We start from the raw sequence: 17,493 nt of genomic DNA on the forward strand, positions 1-17,493 counted from the left end.
TGTCCCCCATGCCCCCGTCCGGCCCTGCTAGGGGCCGGACCCTCTCTCGGTCCGGTCCCGGTCGGCCTGCTCCATCGCGGCCCTCAGCTTCTCGGCCTGTTCCTTCTCCGCGCGGGCGAGGGCGGCCTTCGCGGCCTTCTCCGCTTCCTTCTCCGCCTTGGCCGCCTCCGCCAGCTGCCGCTTCATGGCGGTGGCGTACATGTCGACGTACTCCTGGCCGGAGAGCTTCATGATCTCGTACATGACCTCGTCGGTCACGGCGCGCAGGACGAAACGGTCGTGCTCCATGCCCTGGTAGCGGCTGAAGTCCAGAGGCCTGCCGATCCGGATGCCGGGCCGCATCAGCTTGGGCATCACCTGCCCGGGAGGCTGGATCTTCTCGGTGTCGATCATCGCGACCGGGATCACCGGTGCCCCGGTGGCCAGCGCCACGCGGGCGAGGCCGCCCGGCTTGCCGCGGTAAAGGCGGCCGTCGGGCGAGCGGGTGCCCTCGGGGTAGATGCCGAACAGCTCGCCGCGCTCCAGCACCTCTATGCCGCTCCTGATCGCGGCCTCGCCGGCGCCGCGCGCCCCGGAGCGGTCCACCGGGAGCTGACCCACGCCCTTGAAGAAGGCGGCCGTCATCCGGCCCTTCACGCCCGGGGTGGTGAAGTACTCCGCCTTGGCGATGAAGGTGACCTTGCGGTCCAGCACCGCCGGGAGGAAGAAGGAGTCCGAGAAGGACAGGTGGTTGCTGGCCAGGACGGCCGGGCCCTCGGCGGGGATGTTCTCCAGGCCTTCCACCCAGGGCCTGAAGGCGAGCTTCAGCGGCCCTCCGATGGCGACCTTCATCGTGCCGTACAACAACCGAGTGCCTCCCGTGCGTGTTGGTCAGACCATATCCCGGAGAGCCGTCGAAGGACCCGACGGCCCTGGTCGGTGTCAGTGCGGTCGCGTACGGTGAAGGTCCTGCAATCCGTGTGCCGTCCGTGTCCGGCCGTCGTGACGCGCCGGTCCTTCCCACCGACCCATCGAAACAGGAGGCCGCAGGTGTCGCTCCTGCCCGGCGCCGAGCCGTTCCGCCACGAGGGCGGGGAGACCGCCGTTCTCCTCTGCCACGGTTTCACCGGTTCGCCGCAGTCGCTGCGCCCCTGGGCGGAGTACCTCGCCGAGCGGGGCCTCACCGTCTCGCTGCCGCTGCTGCCCGGGCACGGCACCCGCTGGCAGGATCTCGGGGTCACCGGCTGGCAGGACTGGTACGCCCAGGTGGACCGGGAGCTGCGGCTGCTGCGGGACCGCTCCGAGCGGCTGTTCGTGGCCGGGCTGTCGATGGGCGGCGCGCTCGCGCTGCGGCTGGCGGCGCGGCACGGTGACGCGGTGAGCGGGGTGATGGTGGTCAACCCGGCGAACAAGGTGCACGGGGTGGCCGCGCACGCCCTTCCGGTGCTGCGCCACCTCGTCCCGGCGACGAAGGGCATCGCGAGCGACATCGCGAAGCCGCTGACCAGGGAGCTCGGCTACGACAAGGTGCCGCTGCACGCGGCGCACTCCCTGCGGAACTTCTTCCGGCTCGTCGACGGCGAGCTGCCCGGGGTCACCCAGCCGCTGCTGCTGATGCGCAGCCCGCAGGACCATGTGGTGCCGCCCGCGGACTCGGCGCGGATCCTCGGCCGGGTGTCGTCGGCGGACGTGACGGAGATCCTGCTGGAACAGAGCTACCACGTGGCGACGTTGGACCATGACGCGGAGCGGATCTTCCGGGAGAGCGCCGCGTTCATCGGCCGACTGGCGCCCGGCGCCGTCAAGGAGCCCGGCCTCGGCAAGGAAGGGACGACCACAGGTGGCTGAACACGACTCGGACCGTGAGGGCCGCGAGCCGGAGGAGAAGGGCGTCCCCTTCGACGAGACCGCCGCGTGGGAGGCGATCGTCGCCGGGTACGGCGAGGAGCCGCCGGACCCGCCGGGCGCCAAGCCGTTCAAGTCCGTCGAGGACCTGGCGCTGCTGGAGGCGGAGACCAACGACGAGGACGGCACCGCCGGGACCAAGGCGCCGCCGCGGCAGGCCGAGGACAAGCCGGCCAAGCCGCTGGGCGGTTCCGTCTCCTTCGCCCCGGGCGTCGGCGGCGGGGGCCCGCGTGACTACAGCGTGGCCGAGCCCGCGGAGGACGACCTCGACGAGAGCGACGAGGGCCACTTCGTGCCGCCTGAGCCGCCGCCGCTGCCGGAGACCGACGTGACCTCGCGGTTCGCCTGGCTCGGTGTGCTGGGCGGCCCGCTGCTCCTGCTGGCGGCGGTGCTCCTCGGCTGGGAGATGACCTGGTGGCTGACCACCCTGTGCATCGGCGGCTTCCTGGGCGGCTTCGCCACGCTGGTGATGCGCATGCGCACGGACGAGGACGACGAGGACGACCCGGGCCGCGGCGCGGTGGTCTGACCGTCCGCTTCCGCCCAGGGCCTGTCCGGCGGACCGTGCCGGGCCGGCCCTAGGAGGCCGGGACCCGGAGTGCGGCCAGCACCGGGAGGTGGTCGGTGGCCGCGGCCAGGTCCCGCTCGCTCACCCCGGGCTGCCCGTGCGGCACCCCGCACCCCAGCACGTCGACGCCCTTGCCGGCGAAGAGGGCGTCGATGCGCCGGTGGGGTTCGTTCCGGACCCAGGTGTGCTCGCCGCCCCGGGGCGCGGCGGCCCAGCAGTCGGTCAGGGACTCCCCGAGCCGCCGGAAGGTCCGCCCGTCCGGCCCCTCGTTGAGGTCCCCGCCCGCCACCACGTGCTCCACCCCCATCCCGGCGAGCCGGTCGAGCAGCATGCCCCCCTGCGCGTAACGCTCGCGCCGGTCCAGGGACAGATGACAGCTCAGCACCCCGACCCGCGCCCCGCCGAACCGTACGACGGCGGTGGCGAACCCCCGTCGGTGCTGTCCCGGGGTGAGGGGCAGCAGTACGTCCTCGGTGCGCTCGACGGTGGCCCGCAGCGAGCACAGCAGGGCGGGCCCGGCGGCGGTGGCACCCCCGGAGAGCGTCACCAGACCGGACTCCGACGCCAGCCGGGCCAGTTTCTTGCGCCACCGGAAGAACCGGGGCGCCTCCTGGAGCAGCACCAGATCGGGCGCACAGGCGCGGATCACCCGGGCGAGCGCCTGGACGTCGTCCCGCATCGACCGGATGTTGTAGCTCAGCACCCGGACGACGGCCGAACCGTCGGGCCCGGTCCGGGAGTCGGGCAGCAGCGGAGTCGTCGCCATGGGATCAAGATAGTCCGGCCCCCGCGGACCGGCGCCCGTACGGCCGGGGAAACGGCTGCGCCCGCCGTCCCCGGGAGGGGATCGGGCGGGCGCCGCCGTGCGTGTGACCTGAGGTCACATGATGGGGTCGGGCTCGCGGGCCAGGTCGGCCGCGCCGACGAGGCCCGCCTTGTTGCCGAGCTGGGCGCCGAGGACCTCGGCGACCGGGCGCCAGTTGCCGCCCACCAGCCAGCGCTTGTAGGACTTGCGGATCGGGCCGAGGACCAGTTCGCCCTCGTCGGAGAGGCCGCCGCCGACGATGAAGGCGGAGGGGTCGAAGAGGGAGGCCAGGTCGGCGAGGCCGGCGCCGACCCAGCGGGCCAGCTCGCGGTAGGAGTCGACGGCCACCCGGTCGCCCTGGCGGGCGGCCATGGAGACGTGCTTGCCCTCGATCCCCTCCGGGGTGCCGTCACCCAGCGAGAGCAGCGTCTCCGCGTTCTCGGGGGTGGCGTTGGCGCGCTGCTTGGCGTAGCGGACGAGGGCGCGGCCGGAGGCGTACTGCTCCCAGCAGCCCTGCGAGCCGCAGCCGCACAGCAGACCGTCCGGCACCATGCGGATGTGGCCGAACTCGGCGGCCACGCCGAAGTGGCCGCGGCGCAGCTTGTTGCCGATGATCACGCCGCCGCCGAGGCCGGTGCCGAGCGTGATGCAGATGACGTTGCGGTGGCCCTTGCCCGCTCCGAACTTGTACTCGCCCCAGGCGGCGGCGTTCGCGTCGTTCTCCACGACCACCGGGAGGTCCGTACGGGCCTCGACCTTCTCCTTGAGCGGCTCGTTGCGCCAGAGGATGTTGGGGGCGAAGTAGACCTCGGAGCGCTGGCGGTTGACGTATCCGGCCGCACCGATGCCCACGCCGACGATGTCGTGTCCGGTGCGCGCTCCCTCCACCGCGGAGGCGATGGCGTCCACGATCTCCTCGGGCGTGCCCGGGGTCGGCACCTTGTGGATCGAGAGGATGTTGCCCTCCTCGTCGACCACTCCCGCCGCGATCTTGGTGCCGCCGATATCGACGCCGATGGTGAGTCCCATGAATCCCTCAGTTCCGGTCGAGCCCCGCTACCGCCAACGGTACCCGAGGCTCTGCCCGAGAAGTCCCGGTGTCCGTACGGTGGGCGACGCGGCGGGCACCATGGGTGGTCCGCCGGGACCGTGGGGTCAGTCCAGGTCGATGTGCTCGCCGGTGCCGGTGCCCGGGTCGTCGCCCCGGTCGCGGCGCTCCCCGGTGTCGCCGGGGCGGGTGTCGCGGGCCGTCCAGCGGCGCTCCTGGTCCTGGACGGCGGAGCGGTAGGCGGCGAGGAGTTCGCTGCCCGCGGCGGCGAGGTGGTCGAAGACGTCCGGGTTGCGTTCGATGACCGGTTCGACGGCGGCCTTCGCCTGTTCGACGACCTGGCGGACGACCTGCTGTGCCGCGGGTCCCGCGACCGCTCCGAGGAGCGGGGACTGCAGTCCGGAGAGCTTGTCGGCGACGGCGTCGACGAGCTTCCGCAGTTCCTCGGCGGCCGAACCGGGGGGCGGCCCGTGCTGGGCGCGGCGGCGGGCCTTCTCCGCCTCGAGGTCCTCGGCGGCCGCGGTCGCCCAGGCGTCGGCGTGGGACTCGGCGGGGGCCGCCCGTACGTCGTCCGCCGGCTTGTCGGCGCTCTCGTCCCCGGCGTCGTCGAACGGGGGGAGCTGTTCGCTCATGACGGACTCCTTGACTGCGGGTGGCCCTATTGACGGTACCCGAACGGCCGCCGTCGCTTCAGCGGGTGCGCGGCCACAGCTCCGGATCCGGCCGGAACCGGATGCGCAGTTCGTCCTCGCGCAGGGCGGCCCCGTCCACGGTGCAGCGGCGCAGCGCGGAGGGCAGCGGGACGGTGCGGCGGAACGGTCCCGCGGTGACGACCAGTTCGTCGCCGCGCCGTATCAGGTCGAGTTCGTCACGGTTGGCGCCCGGGAGGGGGAGGTGCCAGACGAGGACGCCGTCGTCGGCGAGCCCGTCGGTGACCGGCCAGTCGGCGGCGCCGCGGCCCGCCGAAGGGCCGGGCACGGCGAGCGCGGCGAGGTCGTCGCCGCCGCGCGGGTCGCGTCCCAGGTGGGCGACCCGGTGGACGTCGTGCGTCTCGCGCCACGCGTCCAGGGCCTTGCGCTGCTGGGCGACGGGTCCGGCGAGCCAGCCGCCGGCGTCGGCCTCCGGCAGGACCCGGTTGGCGATCAGCGCGTCGGTGCGCAGGCCGCGCAGGGCCAGGCCGAGGGCGGCGGTGCGGACGGCGTCGGCGCCCGCGGGGCCCGGTTCGGCGACCAGCCGTACGGCCGTGTCGCGGTCGGCGAGGACGGCTTCGACGGCGGCGAGCCGGAGGTCCAGGCGGGCCGCCGTCTCGTACAGCCACTCCGCGGGCATCGGCACGCCGGCGAGGCGGCCGAGCACGGGGCGCAGCGCGCGGGCAGCCTGACGCTCCGGCGGGAGGAGGCGGCGCAGGTGGCGGCGGAGTTCCTCGGGGAGGGCGAGGAGGGCGAGGGCGCGCGGGGTGGGCGGGAGGTCGACGACCAGCAGGTCGTACGCCTCCTCGGAGAGCGCGGCGTCGCGCAGGGCGCGCAGCACGGCGAGTTCCTCGGCGCCGGGGAGGGGGCCGGTCTCCTCGGGTTCCAGGCGGGAGGCGCCGAGGAGGTCCAGGGCGGAGGCGGCGCGGTCCTGGAGGGCGGTGAGGTCCTCGCGGAAGCCGGTGTCGGGATCGACGCGGCGGGCCGTGAGGCGGGGCGCGATCACGGTGGGCGCGGCCGCGACGGGGGTGCCGAGCACCGCGCCGAGGGTGTCCGTGCGGTCGGTGCCGAGCAGCAGGGTGCGGGTGCCCTCGCGGGCCGCGGTGAGCGCGGTGGCGGCAGCGGTGGTGGTGCGGCCGCTGCCGCCGGGGCCCGTGATCAGGAGGGTGCGCATGGAGGTGAACGCTAACCGACGCGGGGCGGGGGCGGGTTCCGCCCGCCGGCGCCCGGCGGATGTCCGCCCCTGGGCGGCCCGGCCTACTTCGGGCCGGACTCCACGCGCTGCTTCAGGCCCGCCAGGGCGCGGTCGATGATGACCTTCTCCGCCTTGCGCTTGATCATGCCGAGCATGGGGATCTTGACGTCGACGGTCAGCCGGTAGGTGACCTCGGTGGTGTCCGGGCCGGCCGGCGTGAGGACGTACGAGCCGTCGAGGGAGCGGAGCATCTGGGACTTCACCAGGGTCCAGGAGACCTCGTGGCCGCCGGTCCAGGTGTACGCCAGGGTCTGGTCGTCCTTGATGGCGCCCGCGTCCATGACGAGACGCACCTGCTCGGCGCGGCCCTGCGCGTCGGTTTCGAGGACCTCCGCCTCCTTCACCTCACCCGTCCAGTCGGGATAGCGGGCGAAGTCGGCGATCACCCCCATGACCTCGGCCGGTGCCGCCTCGATCGTGATGCTCGAGCTGGTGTGTTCCGCCATCGCCGTGGCTCCTCCAGATGCGGGCCGGTAGTCGTCGTGCCGTGCGCCGGTCACCCGGCGCACGCGCGTGCAGCGGAAGGCTACCGTGCACCGGCCCGGTGGAACTCATCCGACCTGGGACATCCGTGCCCTTCCGGTCTCACCACTCGAGCGCCCAGGGCCGTCCGGTGCTCGCGAAGTGGCCCACGTTGACGCATTCGGTCGCGCCGATCCGCATGCGCCGCACCAGCGGCTGGTGCACGTGCCCGAAGAGGGAGTAACGGGGACGGGTGCGGCGGATGGCGTCCAGCAGGGCGCGGCTGCCGCGCTCGAAGCGCCGCGCGACGGTGTCGTAGACCAGCTCCGGCACCTCCGGCGGGATGTGCGTGCACAGCACGTCGACCTCGCCGACGGCCTCGATCTTCGCCGCGTACTCCTCGTCGTCGATCTCGTAGGGCGTGCGCATGGGGGTGCGCAGCCCGCCGCCGACGAAGCCGAAGGTCCAGCCGCCGATCTCGACCCGCTGACCGTCCAGGACGGTGGTGCCGGGGCCGGCGTACTCCGGCCACAGAGGCGGCATGTCGACGTTGCCGTACGTGGCGTACGTGGGCGTGGGGAAGGCGGCGAAGAGTTCGGCGTACTGCCCCCGCACCGCCCTCTCGATCGCCGCGGCCCGGTCCGCGCCGATGCCGGCCCACAGCCGCCGCTGGAACGCGCGCGCCTCCTCGAAGCGGCGGGCGGTGCGCAGCTCCACGATGCGGTCGGCGTTCGCTGCCCCGAACAGGTCGGGGAAGATGCCGCGCGAGTGGTCGGCGTAGTCGAGGAAGAGGACCAGATCGCCCAGGCAGATCAGGGCGTCGGCGCCCTCGCCGGCCCGGGCGAGGTCACGGGCGTTGCCGTGCACGTCGCTGACCACGTGGACGCGTGTGCGCCGGTTCCCGCCTGGTGTGGATGCCATGGCGATCAAGCGTAGACGCGCGCGGCGGGCGTGAACAATGGCGGGCCTACCTGCGGTTACTGGCTCGTCGGTCCGGGGGTGGACTACTGTGCGCAATGGAACACCAACCTGTGTGACGCAGCGAACATCTGGCGGGGACCCCCTGTCCCAAGGGCCATACCGACGGGTAACGTCCGGGCAGTCCAGTCGTGCTCGGGATTTCAACTTGTGAATTCGCGAGCACCCGCCCGAGCCTTGGACCGCACCGTCGCATCGCACAACGTCGTGGCGCCGGCGCCCTAAGAGGAGCAGCAGTCTTGCGCGAGTTCAGCCTTCCGGCTTTGTACGAGGTCCCCGCGGACGGCAATCTGGCCGACATCGTCCGCCGAAACGCCGCGCAGCATCCCGACGTCGCCGTCATCGCCCGCAAGGTCGGGGGCACGTGGCAGGACGTGACGTCCACCACCTTCCTCGCCGAGGTGCGGGCGGCCGCCAAGGGCATGATCGCCGCCGGTGTGCAGCCCGGTGACCGGGTCGCCCTGATGTCCCGCACCCGCTACGAGTGGACGCTGCTGGACTTCGCGATCTGGAGCGCCGGCGCGGTCACCGTGCCGGTGTACGAGACCAGCTCGCCGGAGCAGGTGGCCTGGATCCTCAGCGACTCGGGTGCCACCGCCTGCGTCGTGGAGCTGGACGAGCACGCGGCGACCGTGGAGTCGGTGCGCGACCGGCTGCCCGCGCTCGAGCACCTGTGGCAGATCGAGGCCGGCTGCCTGGACGAGCTGAGCCGGCTCGGGCAGGGCGTCACCGACGAGACCGTCGAGGAGCGGAGCTCGGTCGCGAAGGCCGACGACCCGGCGACCATCGTCTACACCTCCGGCACGACCGGCCGCCCCAAGGGCTGTGTGCTGACCCACCGCAGCTTCTTCGCCGAGTGCGGCAACATCGTGGAGCGGCTGCGGCCGTTGTTCCGCACCGGCGAGTGCTCGGTGCTGCTGTTCCTGCCGCTCGCGCACGTCTTCGGGCGGATGGTACAGATCGCGCCGATGGTGGCGCCGATCAAGCTGGGCCTCGTGCCGGACATCAAGAACCTCACCGACGAGCTGGCCTCGTTCCGGCCGACGCTGATCCTCGGTGTGCCGCGGGTGTTCGAGAAGGTCTACAACTCGGCGCGGGCCAAGGCCCAGGCCGACGGCAAGGGCAAGATCTTCGACAAGGCCACGGACACCGCCATCGCCTACAGCCGCGCCCTGGACACGCCGTCCGGCCCCTCGCTCGGCCTGAAGATCAAGCACAGGGTGTTCGACCGGCTGGTCTACGGCAAGCTGCGCGCGGTGCTGGGCGGGCGCGGCGAGTTCGCCATCTCCGGCGGCGCCCCGCTGGGCGAGCGGCTCGGCCACTTCTTCCGCGGCATCGGCTTCAGCGTGCTGGAGGGTTACGGGCTGACCGAGTCCTGCGCGGCCACCGCCTTCAACCCGTGGGACCGCCAGAAGATCGGCACGGTCGGGCAGCCGCTGCCCGGGTCGGTCGTCCGGATAGCGGACGACGGTGAGGTGCTGCTGCACGGCGAGCACCTGTTCAAGGAGTACTGGAACAACCCGGCCGCGACCGCCGAGGCGCTGGCCGACGGCTGGTTCCACACCGGGGACATCGGCACCCTCGACGAGGACGGCTACCTGCGGATCACCGGCCGGAAGAAGGAGATCCTGGTGACGGCGGGCGGCAAGAACGTCGCCCCGGCGGTCATCGAGGACCGGATCCGCGCGCACGCGCTGGTCGCGGAGTGCATGGTGGTGGGCGACGGGCGGCCGTTCGTGGGCGCGCTGGTCACCATCGACGAGGAGTTCCTGGGCCGTTGGTGCGCCGAGCACGGGAAGCCGGCCGGCTCGACGGCGGCGTCGCTGAGCGAGGACGCGGATCTGCTGGCCGCGATCCAGACGGCGATCGACGACGGGAACTCCGCGGTGTCCAAGGCGGAGTCGGTGCGGAAGTTCCGGGTGCTGCCGGCGCAGTTCACCGAGGAGTCGGGGCACCTGACTCCGTCGCTGAAGCTCAAGCGGAACGTGGTCGCCAAGGACTACGCGCACGAGATCGAGGCGATTTACGCCAAGTAGGGCGCAGCGCGGTCCGGTGTGCCGCCCGGGCACCGTCCGCGGGTGCGGGTCGTCCGTGGCCGGCCGCGCGGCTCCCCGCGCCCCTGGGCGCCCCGCACGGCACCCTGCCGGACAGCCGTGTCAGAGCAGCCTCTTCAAGTGCTCGGCCAGCAGGTCCCAGCGCCACTTCTCCTCGACCCAGGCGCGGCCCCGCTCGCCCATGCTGCGGCGCAGTTCCGCGTCGGCGAGGAGGGTGGTGAGGCGGTCGGCCGTCGGGGCGGGATCGCCGCCCGGCACGACCCAGCCGGTCTCGCCGTCCAGCACCGCGTCGGGGGCCCCGCCCGAGTCGCCGGCGACGACCGGCAGGCCGGTCGCGGACGCCTCCAGGTAGACGATGCCCAGCCCCTCGACGTCCAGGCCGCCGCGCCGGGTGCGGCAGGGCATGGCGAAGACGTCGCCGGCGCCGTAGTGCGCGGGGAGTTCGGACCAGGGGACCGAGCCGGTGAAGCGGACGGACGCGGCGACGCCGGTGTCCTGGGCGAGACGGCGCAGGTCCTGCTCGTAGGGGCCGCCGCCGACGATCAGCAGGACGGCGTCGGGTTCGGCCGCGAGGACCGCGGGCATCGCCCGGATCAGCGTGTCCTGGCCCTTGCGCGGCACCAGCCGGGAGACGCACACGACCACCGGCCGGTCGGTCAGACCGAGGCGCGCCCGCACCTCGTCACCGCCCGATCCGGGGTGGAAGGTCTTCTCGTCGACGCCCGGCGGCAGCTGCACCATCCGCGCGGCGGCCTCCGGGGTCAGCGCCGAGGCGATCCGGGAGCGCGTGTACTCCCCCAGGTAGGTGATCGTGTCCGTGGACTCCCCGATCCGGCGCAGCAGCTGCCGTGCGGCGGGCAGCTGGGCCCAGCCCGCCTCGTGGCCGTGGGTGGTGGCCACGATCCGCTCGGCCCCGGCGCGGCGCAGCGCCGGTGCCATCAGGCCGAGGGGGGCCGCCGCCCCGAACCACACCGAGGTGCACCCGTGTTCGCGCAGCAGTCCGACGGCCCGCCGGGTGACGGCCGGGGTGGGCAGCAGCATCGTCGTACGGTCGCGGACGACGGTGAAGGGCTGCTCGGCGTCGAAGGCGGCCGTCGCCTCGACACCCTCCCGGGAGCGCTTCCAGGTGGAGGCGTAGACAACGAGCCGCTCGGGGTCGAGCCGCAGCGCCATGTTGTGCAGGAACGCCTGGATGCCGCCGGGCCGGGGCGGGAAGTCGTTGGTCACGATCAAGGTCTTGTGCATCGTCGCAGACCCTATCGAACGGCGGTCCGGCCCTCCGTCGCGGCGGCGCTCTGTGGCACGTACACCGGTGTCCGGGACATCATGGCCCCTCACGACCGCACACCGGACGGACAGGAACCACGTGAAGACGACGGCCGCACCGGGCTCACCCGCGGGGCTCCTGGTCCTCTGGACGCTGACGAGGACGGCACTGCTGCTGTGCGTCCTGAAGGTGATCGTCTTCCCGGGGCCGGACGTCACCAGCGACGTGTCGGTGATCTACCGGGGCTGGTACGACGTCCTGAGCGCCGGAACGTTCCCGCAGGACGACGTGACCTGGCAGTACCCGCCCGCGGCGGCGCTGGCGATCCTCTCCCCCGGTCTGCTGCCGTTCCTCGGGTACGCCACCGCGTTCTTCGTCCTGGCCCTCGTCGCCGACCTGGTCACGCTGGCGCTGCTGCTGTACGCGGGCCGCGGTCCCGGGCGGGCGCGGCGCGGGGCCTGGGTGTGGGTGGCGGGCGTGCCGCTGCTCGGGCCGACGGTGTACGCGCGCTACGACGTGATGGTGACGGCGGTCGCGGTGGCCGCGCTGCTGGCCGGGGTCAGGCACCCGCGGGTGATGGGCGCGCTGGTGGGGTTCGGGGCCTTGCTGAAGGTGTGGCCCGCGCTGCTGCTCGTCGGCGTCCGGCGGCGGGGGGCGTGGGTGTCGGCGGTGGTCACCGGTGCGGGCGTGGCCGTGCTGTTCGCGGTGCTGATGCCGGGGGCCTTCGCGTTCCTGACGTTCCAGAAGGACCGGGGGACGGAGGTGGAGTCGCTGGGCGCGCTGGTCTTCCACGTGGCCCGGCACCACGGGTGGGAGGGCGAGGTGCTCCTCAACTACGGGTCGGTGGAGTTCCTCGGGCCGTACGTGAACTGGGTGAGCACGGGGGCGCTGTTCCTGACGGGGGCCGCGCTGGTGTGGCTGGTGGTGTGGAGGGCGCTGGCGCGCCGTCTCGAGCCGCACACCGTCGCGGACGCGGCGTTCGTGGGGGTGCTGCTGTTCACCACCACGAGCCGGGTGATCAGCCCGCAGTACATGGTGTGGCTGGTGGGGCTGGCGGCGGTCTGCCTGTGCTTCCGGGACAGCCGGATGGGGGCGCCGGTGGTGCTGGTGCTGGGGGCCTGCCTGGTGACGGTGCTGGAGTTCCCGGTGTGGTTCGCGCATGTGGTGGCGAGCGACGCGCTGGGGGTGTCGCTGCTGGTGGTCCGGAACGGGCTGTTGGTGGCGGCGGCCGTACTGGGGGGTCGCAGGCTGTGGCACGCGACCGTTCCGGGGTGGCGCGGGGTCGCCGGTGTTCCCGGGCCGGCACCGGCCGCGGAGACGCCGGTCGCGCCCTGAGGCGCACGCGGCGGGACCGGGGGCGGGTCAGGGCAGGACCTTCTGGATGTAGTCGTGCCACTGGAGCGTGAAGGCTTCCGGGGTGGTGTGCAGGACCGTGTCGAGGGCGTGTTCGACCGCGCCCTCGCGGGTCTCGTGGGCGCCCACCGTGCGGTAGAACGCGCGCAGGCGTTCCTCGCCCCAGTGGTCGGCGATCAGGCGGCAGGCCAGCCAGCCGCCCTCGTAGGCGCGGGCCAGGCCGTCCGCGTCGCCGGAGAAGCCGAAGTCCTCGTCCTCCGGGAGGGAGTCGGGGACGTCCCCCCGGCTCACCGCGTAGGCGAGCTCCGGAGCGGCCTCGGCGGGGGTGCGGTCGCTGCCGCGGTAGCCGACCCAGTCGGCGAACCCCTCGGACAGCCACAGCGGCGTCGCCGCCGAGGTGTGGGCGCGGGTGGCGACGTGCGTGGTCTCGTGGGTGAGGACGACCTGCCGGCCCGGGTCGCCCAGCAGCCCGAAGGCGTCCGGGTTGACGATCACCCGGTCCGCGGGACCGCGCCCGTCCGTGCCGGTGGCGCCGGTGGTGACCGCCGCGATCCCCCGGTAGGCGGAGGCGGGCGAACCCAGCAGGCCCGCCATGTCGTCCAGGGACCGCGGGACCAGCACGACGACGCGCCGGGGCCACTCCGGGCCCCAGGCGTCGGACACGGCGGGCACCGCGCGGTCCGCCAGCGTCGCGTACTCGCGCAGCTTCGCGGCGGGCTGCCCGACGCCCAGCACCAGGCTCCGCTCCCCCCGCACGGCCCGTGCCGCGCCCTGGTCCCACAGCTGTTCGCCGGACCTGCGGGCGGGGCGGTCGGAGTCGACGGACCAGCGGCCGTCCCGGTCCCGGCTCAGGGCCAGGGAGCGGGCGGTGACGACCGGGGCCCGGTCGTGTCCCTCGACGCGGTAGCGCAGGTCGGCGGAGGCGGTGGCCGAGTCGCCGGTGCGGTTCAGGGCGGTGACCCGGTAGGACCAGTCCGCCAGCGGGACCCCGCGCAGGTTGTCGAACCCGGCCCCGTCGCCGGTACCGGCGTAGGCGGCGGCGTCCCGGTCCAGGACGGCCTCGGCGCGCCGGTCGAGGAGTGACTGCACCTCCACGCGGGCGGTGTCGACGGCCGGACCACCGCCGCACGCCACCAGGGAGACGAGCAGCAGACACAGCGCCACCACCGACGCCGCTGGCACCCGCTTTCGATCAGCCACCTTTCCGAGGGTACGGGCGCGGGGCCGTCCCGGTCAGACCCTGGTGACCGACGAGACCGGCATCATCCCGACCGGGTCGTAGCGCACCGGGGCACCGGGGTAGGGCGCGTGGATCACCTGGCCGTTGCCCGCGTACATACCGACGTGGCTGGCGTCGGAGCGGTAGAGCACCAGGTCGCCGGGGCGCGCCTCGGAGAGCGGGACCTGCCGGCCGGCGTACCGCTGGGCCTGCGAGGTGCGCGGCAGCGCGACCCCGGCCTGGGCGTAGGACCACTGGGTGAGGCCGGAGCAGTCGAAGCCGGAGGGCCCGTTGGCGCCCCACACGTAGGGCTTGCCGAGGGCGGAGCGGGCGGCGGCGACGGCCGCGGCGGCACGGCCCGAGGCCGCCGCGGCGCCGGGTCCGGTCAGGTCCGTGCGGGCGGAGCGGCCGGCGCGGTCCCAGGCGGCGCGTTCACCGGCCGGGAGGGAGTCGAGCAGGCGGCGGGCCTCGGCGAGCTTGCTCTCGACGGTCCGCTTGTGGGCGGCGGCGGCCTTGCGGCTCCGGTCGAGCGCGCCGAACTTCCCGGCCGCCTCCACGCGGTCCTGGGCGAGGGAGCGCAGGGCGCTGCGCAGCTTCCTCAGCTCACCGACCTGGTGGACGGTGATCCGGTCGAGGACCGAGGCCTTCGCGAGGTAGTCCTCCGGGTCGTCGGAGAGCAGCAGGGCGAGGGCCGGTTCCAGGCCGCCGGAGCGGTACTGGGCACCGGCGAGCGAGCCCAGCGACTCCCGCATGGCGTTGACGCGCTGCTGCTTGCGGGCGATCCCGTCCTGCGCGGCGGAGATCTGCCGGCGCAGTCCGTCGGCCCGCTCGTCGGCCGCGTTGTACGCCTCGGTCGCCCGCTCCGCCTCCTCGTACAGGCGGTCCACGTCGGCCGCCCGGGTGTCGTCGGGCGGAGCCGCCGCGGCCGGTGCCGCGCCGAGGGCGGTGGCCGCCGCTGACAACAGGCCGAGGGCGACGACGGCGCTCCGGTCGGGCCCGGAGGACGGTGCGGTACGACGATGGGACCCCACGGGAAGCCGCGCTCCTTCCGCTGGCGGACAGGGAAACGCGGCAGACAGTAGCGCCGGCGCGGCGCACGGACCGCGGGCCCGGGCCGCACACACGGTGACGCCCCGCCTCTGACCTGGGTCGGAGGCGGGGCGTGGGGCCGGGCGGCTCCGGTGCGATTCCCTCTAACGGGCGCACCGGGAGCTGTCGTGACGTGCTAGACGCGGACGCCGAACATGAAGGGACCGCCGATGGTGTTCATCGACTCGTAGCGCACGACGGTGCCGGTGCGCGGGGCGTGGATGATCTGGCCGTTGCCCGCGTAGAGACCGACGTGGTGCAGGTCGTTGAAGAAGAACACCAGGTCGCCGACCTTGAGCTGGCTGGCCGAGTAGATCCTGGTGCCGGCTCCGGTCTGCGCCTCGGAGGTGCGCGGGATACCGACGCCGGCCTGGGCGTACGCCCAGGAGGTGAGGCCGGAGCAGTCGAAGGAGGACGGGCCGGTGGCGCCGTAGACGTACGGGGTGCCGAGCTTGCTCTGGGCGGCGGCGAAGGCGGCGGCGGCGCGTCCGGAGCCGGCCGGGACGTTCACGGAGAGGGCGTCGCGCTCGCTGGTGCGGGTGGCGCGGTTCTGCTCCTCGGCGAGTTCGGCCTTCTGCTCGGCGGTGAGGGTGTTGAGCAGCTTCTGCGCGGAGGCGAGCTTGCCCTGGACTTCCTTCTTCTTCTTGCCCAGTTCGGTGCGCGTGGAGGAGAGGTCCTGGAGCTTCTCGGACGCCTCGGAGCGCTGCTGGGAGAGTTCGCGCTGCTTCTCCTGGATCTTCTTCAGCGCGTCGACCTGCTGGGTGCTCAACTGGTCGAGGGTGGACGCCTTGTCGAGGTAGTCGTCCGGGTCGGCGGAGAGGAAGAGCTGCAGCGAGGGGTCTATGCCGCCGCTGCGGTACTGGGCGCTGGCCATCGAACCGAGGCCGTCGCGCAGCTCGTTGAGCTCCTTCTGGCCCTTGGCGACGTTGTCCTGGATCGTGGAGATCTCCTTCTGGAGCTTCTCCTGCTTCTCCTTGGCGCCGTTGTACTTCTCGGTGGCCTGCTCGGCCTGCTCGTAGAGCTTGTCGACCTTGGCCTTGACCTCGTCCTTGCTCGGCTTCTCGCTCGGGGCGGCGTTGGCGGCCTGCGAGCTCATGACGACGGCAGCTGCGGCAGCGGTGGTGAGCACGGTGACGCGTGCGCGGCTCGGCTGCTTGGGACGACGGTGGGACGCCACGGAGACGAGCTCCTTCTCGAGAGTGATCGCGCGAGCGAGGGTTCGAAGGGAGACCCTAGTGATTCTCTTGTGATCAGTTCAAATCCCCGGACACAAAATCTCCGTCACAGCGGGTTTATCGGGTCTCAACTCACCTGTAGTGATGCCTGTCTGACGCTACGTTGCGTGACGGTTCCGTCAATTCGGGCAATCGAGCTTGTACGTTGCACGGGGGACGGAAGTGCATCAGGTACTAGGAAAGCCTTTTGAGGAGCACCGCCGACGCGACGGGGCGTGCGCCCGCGCGGGCGACCCCGTCGGCGACCTCGCGGTCGGTGGAGGCGACGATGACGGGACGTCCCGGCGGCTCGGCGCGCACCAGCTGGCGGATGAGCTCGTCGGCGGTGACGCCCGGCTTGGAGAACAGCACGCGGACGCCGCGCGGCGGCGCCAGCAGGACCGGCGCGGCCAGCTCGGCGCCGTCGAAGACGCAGGTGACCTCGGCGCCGGTCTGCGCGGCGAGCTGGGCGAGCTGGCCCAACAGGCGCAGGCGCTGCTTCTCCAGGGGCATCTGGGGATAGCCGGTCTTGGTCACGTTGTAGCCGTCGACGACGAGATGGGCCTGCGGCAGCGCCAGCAGCTGGTCGACGATGGCCGGGTCGTTCTCGGACAGCGCGCGGGCGGCGATGTCCTTCGGGGTCATGCGGCCCGGCTCCACGGCGTCCACGGTCTCGGCGGGCCGGACGGACACGGGGGGCAGCGCCAGTTCGCGCCGCAGCCCCTGGGCGGCGTCGAGCACGGTGTCCAGCAGCAGCCGCACCCGCATGTCCTCGACGCTGCGTCCCTCGCGGGCGGCCCGGCGTGCGGCCTCCAGGGCGGCCTCGGTCTCCCCCAGGCGGGCCTTGAGGCGCCGGCTCTCGCTCTCGGCGGCCGACAGCTGGGCGTGCCCCTCGGCGCGCACGGACTCCGTCTCGGCCCGCAGCTTGCGCAGGGCGGCCTCGCCGCGCTTGACGTCGCTGAGGGCGGAGCGCAGCTTGCGGTGGAGCGAGTCGGTCTCCTTCCTCGCCGCCTCCAGCTCGGCGCGCAGCCGCTCGGTCTCGGACCTGGTGTGCTCACGGGCCCGGTCGAGTTCGGCGCGCAGCCGTTCCAGCTCGGCCCGGGTCTCCTCGTCGGCGCGCTCGGCGTCGGCGCGCTGGGCCTCTTCGCCGGCCGCGGTCACCAGCTTGACCCAGCCGGCCGGGCGGAGCACGTAGGCCGCGGCCGCCACGTCCAGCGGGTCCGCGGCCGGGGGCGGGGAGCCCGAGTCGAGGGCACCGGTCAGTTCCGGCTGGGCCTCTCTGAGCTTCTCCCCGATGCGCTGCCGGAACAGCGGATCGGTCTCCAGCGCCGCCGCCATGGCGTTGCCGGCGAACTTGGCGCGGCGGTTCGGCGCGAATCTGGCGTACTGCCTGAGCTGGGCGGGCAGCTCACCGACCGTGAGGCCGCCGAAACCGTCGGCGACGATCTGGACGACGCGGCGGCGCACGCCTTCGGGCAGCGGACGGTCGAGCACCTCGGTGGCGCCGTCCTGCGGCCCTCCGCCCGTGGTCTCCACCATCCGTCACACCCCAATGCCTGTGCGACCCCGTGTGCGGGGTCGCCGTCCGCGGGGCCCTCCCCCGCTCTC

16 protein-coding genes are annotated in these 17,493 nt (G+C 73.3%); 4 read left to right on the forward strand and 12 right to left on the reverse strand.

The window, feature by feature from the left end; all coding sequences use genetic code 11:
* Positions 1-27: 27 nt before the first annotated feature.
* Positions 28-831, reverse strand: coding sequence for a lysophospholipid acyltransferase family protein (locus tag IE118_RS01725; RefSeq protein ID WP_189556048.1), 804 nt, complete (start codon positions 829-831; stop codon positions 28-30).
* 198 nt (positions 832-1,029) lie between these two features.
* Between IE118_RS01725 and IE118_RS01730 the strand changes: the two genes are divergently transcribed.
* Together IE118_RS01730 and IE118_RS01735 are read left to right on the forward strand one after the other, a co-directional pair.
* Complete coding sequence (locus IE118_RS01730; protein WP_189555406.1) at positions 1,030-1,827, forward strand: alpha/beta hydrolase; 798 nt, start codon at positions 1,030-1,032, stop codon at positions 1,825-1,827.
* The gene (locus IE118_RS01735; protein ID WP_189555407.1) at positions 1,820-2,413 is read left to right on the forward strand and encodes a hypothetical protein; all 594 of its coding nucleotides are present in this window, start codon (positions 1,820-1,822) and stop codon (positions 2,411-2,413) included. Before IE118_RS01730 ends, IE118_RS01735 begins: the two co-directional genes overlap by 8 nt.
* Positions 2,414-2,462: 49 nt before the next feature.
* Here the strand turns inward: IE118_RS01735 and IE118_RS01740 are convergent, their stop codons facing one another.
* The 6 genes from IE118_RS01740 to IE118_RS01765 all read right to left on the reverse strand — a co-directional run bounded on the left by IE118_RS01740 (position 2,463) and on the right by IE118_RS01765 (position 7,632).
* On the reverse strand, positions 2,463-3,218 hold the full coding sequence (locus tag IE118_RS01740) for an endonuclease/exonuclease/phosphatase family protein (RefSeq protein WP_189555408.1): 756 nt from the start codon (positions 3,216-3,218) through the stop codon (positions 2,463-2,465).
* A 114-nt stretch (positions 3,219-3,332) separates the two neighbouring features.
* Positions 3,333-4,286, reverse strand: coding sequence for an ROK family glucokinase (locus IE118_RS01745; RefSeq protein WP_189555409.1), 954 nt, complete (start codon positions 4,284-4,286; stop codon positions 3,333-3,335).
* 126 nt (positions 4,287-4,412) lie between these two features.
* Positions 4,413-4,937 carry a DUF5304 domain-containing protein gene (locus IE118_RS01750; RefSeq protein WP_189555410.1) on the reverse strand — a complete coding sequence of 175 codons (525 nt, stop codon included), beginning with the start codon at positions 4,935-4,937 and terminating at the stop codon, positions 4,413-4,415.
* Between the two features lie 58 nt (positions 4,938-4,995).
* Positions 4,996-6,168, reverse strand: a complete 1,173-nt coding sequence (locus tag IE118_RS01755; protein WP_189555411.1) for an ArsA family ATPase — start codon at positions 6,166-6,168, stop codon at positions 4,996-4,998.
* 83 nt (positions 6,169-6,251) lie between these two features.
* Positions 6,252-6,695, reverse strand: a complete 444-nt coding sequence (locus IE118_RS01760) for an SRPBCC family protein (RefSeq protein ID WP_189555412.1) — start codon at positions 6,693-6,695, stop codon at positions 6,252-6,254.
* A 139-nt stretch (positions 6,696-6,834) separates the two neighbouring features.
* The gene (locus tag IE118_RS01765; RefSeq protein WP_189555413.1) at positions 6,835-7,632 is read right to left on the reverse strand and encodes a metallophosphoesterase family protein; all 798 of its coding nucleotides are present in this window, start codon (positions 7,630-7,632) and stop codon (positions 6,835-6,837) included.
* Between the two features lie 296 nt (positions 7,633-7,928).
* Between IE118_RS01765 and IE118_RS01770 the strand changes: the two genes are divergently transcribed.
* Positions 7,929-9,725: an AMP-dependent synthetase/ligase gene (locus IE118_RS01770; protein ID WP_189555414.1), complete on the forward strand. Its 1,797-nt coding sequence runs from the start codon at positions 7,929-7,931 to the stop codon at positions 9,723-9,725.
* A gap of 120 nt (positions 9,726-9,845) precedes the next feature.
* Here IE118_RS01770 and IE118_RS01775 read toward each other — a convergent pair whose 3' ends face one another.
* Positions 9,846-10,988 carry a glycosyltransferase family 4 protein gene (locus tag IE118_RS01775; RefSeq protein WP_189555415.1) on the reverse strand — a complete coding sequence of 381 codons (1,143 nt, stop codon included), beginning with the start codon at positions 10,986-10,988 and terminating at the stop codon, positions 9,846-9,848.
* A gap of 121 nt (positions 10,989-11,109) precedes the next feature.
* On the opposite strand from IE118_RS01775, the gene IE118_RS01780 reads away from it, so the two are divergent.
* Positions 11,110-12,345, forward strand: a complete 1,236-nt coding sequence (locus tag IE118_RS01780) for a glycosyltransferase 87 family protein (RefSeq protein WP_189555416.1) — start codon at positions 11,110-11,112, stop codon at positions 12,343-12,345.
* Positions 12,346-12,372: 27 nt separating this feature from the next.
* Here IE118_RS01780 and IE118_RS01785 read toward each other — a convergent pair whose 3' ends face one another.
* The 4 genes from IE118_RS01785 to IE118_RS01800 form a co-directional block, all read right to left on the reverse strand.
* Positions 12,373-13,563, reverse strand: a complete 1,191-nt coding sequence (locus IE118_RS01785; protein WP_229846636.1) for a hypothetical protein — start codon at positions 13,561-13,563, stop codon at positions 12,373-12,375.
* Between the two features lie 33 nt (positions 13,564-13,596).
* Positions 13,597-14,613, reverse strand: a complete 1,017-nt coding sequence (locus IE118_RS01790; RefSeq protein WP_189555417.1) for a C40 family peptidase — start codon at positions 14,611-14,613, stop codon at positions 13,597-13,599.
* Between the two features lie 194 nt (positions 14,614-14,807).
* Positions 14,808-15,848 carry a C40 family peptidase gene (locus tag IE118_RS01795; RefSeq protein WP_189555418.1) on the reverse strand — a complete coding sequence of 347 codons (1,041 nt, stop codon included), beginning with the start codon at positions 15,846-15,848 and terminating at the stop codon, positions 14,808-14,810.
* Positions 15,849-16,080: 232 nt separating this feature from the next.
* Positions 16,081-17,424: an NYN domain-containing protein gene (locus IE118_RS01800; protein WP_189555419.1), complete on the reverse strand. Its 1,344-nt coding sequence runs from the start codon at positions 17,422-17,424 to the stop codon at positions 16,081-16,083.
* Positions 17,425-17,493 lie beyond the last annotated feature (69 nt).

The organism is Streptomyces pilosus (genome assembly GCF_014649835.1).
GTDB classification, from domain to species: domain Bacteria; phylum Actinomycetota; class Actinomycetes; order Streptomycetales; family Streptomycetaceae; genus Streptomyces; species Streptomyces pilosus.